6 protein-coding genes are annotated in these 6,373 nt (G+C 35.7%); 5 read left to right on the top strand and 1 reads right to left on the bottom strand.

The genetic code is table 11. The annotated features are described in order from the left end of the window. Positions 1-1,614: 1,614 nt before the first annotated feature. The 4 genes from KO502_RS07500 (at position 1,615) to KO502_RS07485 (ending at position 4,561) form a co-directional block, all read left to right on the top strand. Entirely contained in the window at positions 1,615-2,025 is a 411-nt protein-coding gene (locus KO502_RS07500; protein WP_216021960.1) for a hypothetical protein, read from the top strand. 108 nt (positions 2,026-2,133) lie between these two features. Then, a complete protein-coding gene (locus KO502_RS07495) occupies positions 2,134-2,472 on the top strand; it encodes a hypothetical protein (protein WP_216021959.1) in 339 nt (112 codons plus the stop codon). Positions 2,473-2,560: 88 nt separating this feature from the next. Next, the gene (locus KO502_RS07490) at positions 2,561-3,202 is read left to right on the top strand and encodes a hypothetical protein (RefSeq protein WP_216021958.1); all 642 of its coding nucleotides are present in this window, start codon (positions 2,561-2,563) and stop codon (positions 3,200-3,202) included. A gap of 126 nt (positions 3,203-3,328) precedes the next feature. After that, on the top strand, positions 3,329-4,561 hold the full coding sequence (locus tag KO502_RS07485; RefSeq protein WP_216021957.1) for a Shedu anti-phage system protein SduA domain-containing protein: 1,233 nt from the start codon (positions 3,329-3,331) through the stop codon (positions 4,559-4,561). Between the two features lie 348 nt (positions 4,562-4,909). Here the strand turns inward: KO502_RS07485 and KO502_RS07480 are convergent, their stop codons facing one another. After that, positions 4,910-5,140, bottom strand: coding sequence for a hypothetical protein (locus KO502_RS07480; protein ID WP_216021956.1), 231 nt, complete (start codon positions 5,138-5,140; stop codon positions 4,910-4,912). Between the two features lie 647 nt (positions 5,141-5,787). Here KO502_RS07480 and KO502_RS07475 point away from each other — a divergent pair. Then, positions 5,788-6,036 (top strand): hypothetical protein, encoded by a 249-nt coding sequence (locus KO502_RS07475; protein ID WP_216021955.1) that lies wholly within the window; start codon positions 5,788-5,790, stop codon positions 6,034-6,036. Positions 6,037-6,373: the final 337 nt, after the last annotated feature.

The raw sequence follows: 6,373 nt of genomic DNA, 5'->3' as shown, positions 1-6,373 counted from the left end.
ATCCATACAAGTTGCTCAACAGGACAAAATACAGTTTGCTCGGCTCGTACCTCGCCAATTTTAGCAAACGGTATTTTGCCCATTAGCAAAGCGTTAGTTGGCACAACTTGTTCAAGAATTATTTTGTGTAAATAGGATGGTTATCTCGCATAAACTGCGCTTGTTTCTGTTCTTTTATGTGGCTAGCTTTTTCGTGAATAAGTCGTTTAGTGTTTTTTGCTAAACAGTTTTCGCCTAACTAGTTTGGTAAATCCAATTGGCAAAAGTGTTAAGGCTCAAATTCACGGTTGGCGGCAAGTTGTGAAGTGCTTTTTAGTTCTAACTTGCGCCATTAAGTTTCAGTGTTGTTGGTGAGTAAAATATGTTTAACTATCAACCAACTAACAAGGCAATCAAACGGACAAATTACAGTTGGCTGCCGTTCGTGCCTCACTATTTTAGCCAACTGCAATTAGCCGCTTATTGTGGCGTTATGTGTCGCCACTGTTCGAATATTATTTTATCGGACTTTAGGCGTTTAATTTAAAATGTTTGCGCTTGTTTCGTTTCTTTGTTGTGGTAACTTTAGCGCAGAAAAATTGGTTTATGTTTTTGGTTACAACGTTTTCGCCTAGCTCGTTTAGTGCGAATAATTAGCTAAAGTGTTAAGGCTCAAAATTCACGGTTTGGTGGCGAGTGGCGATCTGTTTTTAAGTTCTACTCATTCCATGCTACAAACCTTTGTGTGTTTTGAAAGTACAATGTTTGCCATGTAAAACACACATAACAAGCCAATCAAGCAGGACAAAAAACAGTTTGCTGTTTTTCGTACCTCAAACATTTTAGCAAACTATTTTTTGCCTCTTATTGGGGCGTTATATGCTATTAAAAATTCGCTTTAAATAAAGAGCTTTCTAGTGCATAGTTTTTCGCTAAATACGGTTTGGCATTGTCACTAATAAGTGTTGCCTTTATTACCTTTTTCAAAGGTGGCAACACTATTAATTCGTTCTGGCTTTAGTGTGTAGCTCAAAAGTTCACGGTCAGGTTATATTATTACGGGTGACTTAAGTTTGTGTAGTATTTGGCTACAAGCCTTGCTGCATATAACAAGTTGCTCAACAGGACAAATAACAGTTTGCTCGCGCTCCGCGCAGTTTAGCAAACATGTTATTTGCCCATTAGCAAAGCGTTATATGCCGCCACTAATCTTAAAAAATTATTTTGTGGTTTGGGCATTTAGTTAACATTTATTGTGCTTGTTTCATTCTTTGTTGTGGTAAGTTTTAGCGCAGTAACTTTGGTTTTGTATTTTTGGTTACACAGTTTTCGCCTAAATGGATTTGGTGTTTTTCGCTCAACTCCCTTCAGGTTTTATAATTTTTGTTTGTGCAATCGCTTAATAGGCTTTTGCGTAAACGGCTCAAATTCACGGTTAGTGGTAAAGTGGCGGTTCGTTGTTAGTTCTACTCATTCCATCCAACTAGCTATTTAATTTTTTAAACGTTATGTGTTTTCTAACTAGTTAACATATAACAAGTTGCTTCAACGGACACGTACAGTTTGCTAGCGCTTCGCGCATTTTAGCAAATTGTACTTAGCCGCTGAGCAAAGCGTTATAAGGTTCAATCAGGCATGGATAAGCAAACTCGAATGGAACTCCGCAGAAAAGCTGGTTACAGGGATTTACCTGAACCAGTTGTAAAAGTGCAAGGTCCCGAGTACTCAATGTCTTTTGCATGTTTTAACTGTAAAACTTCTAACATGCGTCATTTCAACGTCCCTCCATGTGATTACCCTAAGACTATGGAGTGTCCTATTTGTAAAAGCACAACGGTAAACTTAGGTAGACACTTTAAGCCACCTAAAAAATCGGATGTAGCCCAATGGAAAAAGGTTAAGTTTCTTGCTGAGCATGGTTTTGTGTTTCAAAAAATACGAACTGATTCAAATAGCTATGATAGTGTTCCGTACCCTGATACATTATCTGAAGCCAAAGAGTTTGTCGTAAAATACAAAAAATGGGCTTGGGAACCAACCTTATAACAAGGCGTTCAAACGGACAAAAAACAGTTGGCTGTTTCACTCCGTTCACAATTTTAGCCAACAATTTTTTGCCGCTTAACGTGGCGTTATATGCCAAGAAGGGTTCTGATGAATATTGTGATTTTTGTAGCTCTCTTCCTCGTTTATTTTTATACATGCTTATTCGCTGTTAAATTATATAAATATCTAATTGAACGTTTAGAGACGCCTCAAAGAAAATCAATTTTAAACATAATTATTCGTTATGTGTTGTGGTTGATTTTTATTGTTACTGTAATTCCTATGAGTATGTTTTTCCCTCTTTGGCTAAATGCTAAGTTTACTATTATTGAGCAAACTCAAAATGCTACAATCGGTTTTATCATGCTGGGTAATTTAGTTTTAGTCACAATTATATGGTTGGGTTACAAAAAAAAGAAAAATAGCTTTGGTGTAAATGGCATATAACAAGCCATTAAACAGGGACAAAAAACAGTTGGCTGTTTTCGTTCCTCAACATTTTAGCCAACAATTTTTTGCCCGTTAATGGGGCGTTATGTTTCAAGGAAGAGTTGTGCGGATATTATTTGTTTTATTTTCTTTACTCTTTTTGTTTAGCTGCTCCGAACAAGAAAGTGAACTCAATATTCAGGGAGAGACTATTATTTTAGAGCGAAGCCATAATGATGAGTTTGAATTCGTTATTTTGCCACCAACTGGTTTTCATGAGCTTGTTGAAATAGGTAATACAGGGAAATTACTAACGAACATTCCTTATTTGTACACATCAGGGATATTTCCTTCTATCGATGTTCTCAATGAAATATTGTCAAAAGGTATTTATGATGCCGGAATGAGTGGAGGAGTTCGATGGCAACCATATAAGTTGCAACAGGGTGATTTTGAATTAACTTTTAAAAGTGTTAAATCTATTTCCTCTTCAAGTAATTTAGAGTTTATAGAACCTGCTGACTGGGTAAAAACATTCAAAGATTGGAAAGTATGGGTGATGTTTATTAAGCAGGGAGTACCATGGAAAGAGCATAAGCGCTTAAATGATATGGTAACTGAAATCGAAATTAAACTAGCGGCAGCACAGCTTAAAGCTGATATATCTGAAATAAATAGAATACATCTAGAATATATAGAAACAGAGCAAGAACTTATTGATTATATTGATATTCATATGAATAAATGAAACATAACAAGTCATTTCAGCAGGACAAAAAACAGTTGGTTTTTGCTCGTGCCTCGCTTATTTTAACCAACTATTTTATTGCCTCTGAATGAGGCGTTATGCCTCTCCACATCCAACGAGTAATGTATGTCTGAAAAAGTAGTCCACTCATCGATTAAACCAATAGTAATGACATTCTTAGAACAGCTAATGAGAAATCACTTAGGTCCTATATATCATTATGTTAAGAATAACCCTGAGCTAATAAAAACAGTAACGGGTTTCTTGTTAGCTCATGAGAAGATTGTAATTTATATTGGCAGAACTCACATCGGTGTCGAATATATAGGTTCTGAATCATTAACGGAGTTAAAAGAAGAATCAAATATTGAAATTCAATACCATGACTATTCAACTAAAGATTGCAATCTACTTGAGTTAATCATCGGGTTTGAATATGACTCTACAGGAAGAATAAGAATGCCTCTTCCTCCGATAAATGAGGATTTATTATTACCAACAAATAGGGGTTGGGACAAACTCTCAGATCTCGGCTGGAATTTTGCCGCCCAAGATAGCATTATGGCGTTTAACACTCCATGTCCGGAACCGACAGATGGACAGTTTACTCGTATAATTAACGGTATGTTTTTTGATGCGGACGAGTCAGGTTTAAAAACAAGAAGAATTAAGTGGTTAGATTTGATTCCTATTAAATTTAAAGAAAATGACGATGAAACAGAAATAATTTCATTTAATTTATCACCAATGCAGCGTTTTGTTGAACATGATGCCCGTTATATTTATCCAATGCCCCAAGATTATAGGGCTGTACAACTTCCCAAAATAAATAAATTCATCGAAAAATGGGGAGATGACAATAGCTCAGAAACAGATATAACGAACTTCTTATCTCAAAAAGACAACGAATTTATATTATCGATGAAATTTGGTGCAACTGAAATTCATTCGGAGCTAACTTGTGAATGGCAGAGCGAAAATAAAAATAATATAAGACCTGATTTTTTTGTAGTTCAGCCCAATGGATACGCAGATATCATTGAATTTAAACTTCCTCACTTATCTAAAGAAACTGTTGTAGGTACAAAGAACAGAGAGACTTTTGGAGCATGGCTTAATTCCTACATATCTCAAACGCGAGTTTACTCAAGCTATTTTGATGATCCAAATAATCGAACATGGTTTGAAAAGAAGTATGGCTTTAAAGTTCATAAGCCTCGTAGGGTCTTAGTCGTTGGTAGAAGAAATGATTTTGATTCCGATGTATGGCGAGAAATAATGCATGACTATAAAGATATAGACATATTAACATTTGACGACTTAGTTGATGGGGTAGCCGTACAGTTTTACAAGGCATAACAAGTTACTCAAACGGACGCTAAACAGTTGGCTAGCGCTCGTTCCTCGCAATTTTAGCCAACAATTTCGCGCCGCTTAGTAAGGCGTTAGGTGTAATGGGTTATTTGCCTAAGGTTTATTTTTTGATTCTCGTTTGTTGCATCAATCACGTATCTTAAAACGTAATTCAGTTTTGTATTTATCGCGCGTATATTATTGTTTCGCGGTGTTACATAAAATTGAGCAAAGCCGTTTAATGAAATTTCTGGTGAGCTAATTCCTCAGTTTTTACTGCAAAATTTCGTGCAAGACTTTGCCAATTACTTTATTGTGGTTTGGTAAGTTTAGGTGGCATAAACTCTAATCAGTTCAAACACCTAACAAGGTATTAAAGCAGGACAAAAAACAGTTTGCTGTTTCGTCCCTCAACATTTTAGCAAACAATTTTTTGCCCCTTAACAGGGCGTTAGTTGCCGCAACTTGTTCGAGTAAATTTAGTTTAATCGTGCGGTATTTCACATCAAAGGATTGGTGTTTGTTTCCTTCCTTTCTTGTGTCTACTTTCAATTTACTCATTGGCTTTAGTGTTTTTGTTAACACAGTTTTCGCCTAATTTTTGTTGGTAAATATAATCAGTAGTTTTGTAAACGGCTCAAAGTTCGCATTCAGTGGCTAAGTTGCGGTGGTGTTTTTAAATACTCACTTCCATCAATTAACTTTTAGTGTTGTTGGTAAGTTATATGTGTTTAACTATCAACAACTAACAAGGCATTAAAGCAGGACAAAAAACAGTTGGCTGTTTTCGTTCCTCAACATTTTAGCCAACAATTTTTTGCCTCTTAATGGGGCGTTAGTTGGCACAACTTGTTCGAGAATAATTTTGTGTAAATAGGAAAGTTATCTCGCATAAACTGCATTTGTTTCAGTTCTTTTATGTGGCTAATTTTTTCGTGAAAAAGTAGTTTAGTATTCTTTGCTAAATAGTTTTCGCCAAACTCGTTTGGTAAATCTAATTATCAAAAGTGTTAAGGCTCAAATTCACGGTTGGTGGCAAGTTGTGCTGTGCTTTTTAGTTCTTACTTTCTCAATTAAATTTCAGTGTTGTTGGTGAGTAAAATATGTTTAACTATCAACCAACTAACAAGGCAATCAAACGGACAAATTACAGTTGGCTGCCGTTCGTGCCTCACTATTTTAGCCAACTGCAATTAGCCGCTTATTGTGGCGTTATGTGTAAAGGAATTGGCGTGGCGAAAACTCTCATCGAAAAAGTAGTAAACCGTAATGGTGTTAAGTGGATTCGGACTCATGCAGTAGACTCTGAAGGTTCCGCTTTATGTTTTAATTCAGACTATGAACATGAGTTTGAAGATAGTTTAGGTGAAATATCATGTGTAGATTGCGTTGAAATTATAAAACTATGTCATTCTATTGATGTAAATGATTTAGCTCCTGAGCATGATAATCAAATGTTCATGAAACGCAGTAAGAGTTAATTTACACATAACAAGTCACTCAAAAGGACAAATAACAGTTGGCTATTTACTCCTTCGTCGTCTATTTTAGCCAACCATTATTTGCCTCTTAGTGAGGCGTTATATGCTAATAAAAATTAGCTTTAGATAAAGAGCTTTCTAGTGTAAAGTTTTACGCTAAAAAAGGTTTGCATTAGCACTAATAAGCGTTGCCTTTTATACCTTTTTCAAAGGTGGCAACACTATTAATTTGTTCTGGCTTTAGTGAGTAGCGTAAAAATTCACAGTCAGGTTATATTATTACGGCAACTTTAAATTCGTGCACAGTTTGGTTTTACTACTGTTGCATATAACAAGT

It is taken from the genome of Colwellia sp. E2M01, from assembly GCF_018860585.1.
Classification (GTDB): Bacteria; Pseudomonadota; Gammaproteobacteria; order Enterobacterales; family Alteromonadaceae; genus Colwellia.
The sequence above is the reverse complement of the archived record's forward strand: the minus strand, read 5'-3'. Positions and strand labels throughout refer to the sequence as shown.